This is a genomic window from Streptomyces alkaliphilus, assembly GCF_014141535.1.
Lineage (GTDB): Bacteria > Actinomycetota > Actinomycetes > Streptomycetales > Streptomycetaceae > Streptomyces > Streptomyces alkaliphilus.
Genome location: NZ_VKHT01001601.1, coordinates 1 through 650, shown reverse-complemented (window position 1 = coordinate 650; position 650 = coordinate 1). Strand labels below are relative to the sequence as shown.

The 650-nt window shown below is 77.4% G+C and carries 1 protein-coding gene; it reads left to right on the top strand.

Annotation, left to right across the window (positions count from 1 at the left end; translation table 11 throughout):
* A partial coding sequence (locus tag FNQ90_RS25890; protein ID WP_182608525.1) for an ATP-binding cassette domain-containing protein occupies nt 1-650 on the top strand: 650 nt, incomplete at both ends.

Here is a 650-nt window from a genome sequence, read left to right as displayed (position 1 = left end):
GTGCTGCGGGAGGTGGATCTGGAGCTGCCCGGGGGCGCCACCACGGCGGTGGTGGGACGGTCGGGGTCCGGGAAGTCGGTGCTCGCGGCCGTGGCGGGGGGCCTGCTGGCACCCGACGCGGGTGAGGTGGTGCTGGACGGGGTGCCGGTGGCGGAGTTGGCGCCGGCGGTGCTGCGGCGCGAGGTGGGGTGGGCGTTCGAGCGGCCTACGCTGGTGTCGGGGACCCTGGCGGACGCCATCGGGCTGGGGCCGGTCCCGCCGTCGCGGGAGCGGATCGTGGCGGCGGCCCGGGCGGCGTGTGCGGACGGGTTCGTCCGGGCGCTGCCCGAGGGGTACGACACCCCGTGCGCGGGGGCGCCGCTGTCCGGTGGGGAGGTCCAACGCATCGGTTTGGCCAGGGCGTTCGCGCACCGGGGGCGGCTGTTGGTGTTGGACGACGCGACCTCCGGTCTGGACGCCGTCACCGGGAACCGGGTGGAGCGGGCGCTGGAGGCGGTCGGACGCGGGCGGACCCGGCTGGTGGTCGCCCACCGTCCGCGCACCGCCGCCCGGGCGGATCGGGTGGTGTGGTTGGAGGACGGGCGGGTGCGTGGTCGGGGTACCCACGCGGAGTTGTGGGCCGATCCGGCGTACCGGGCGGTGTGGAGGGG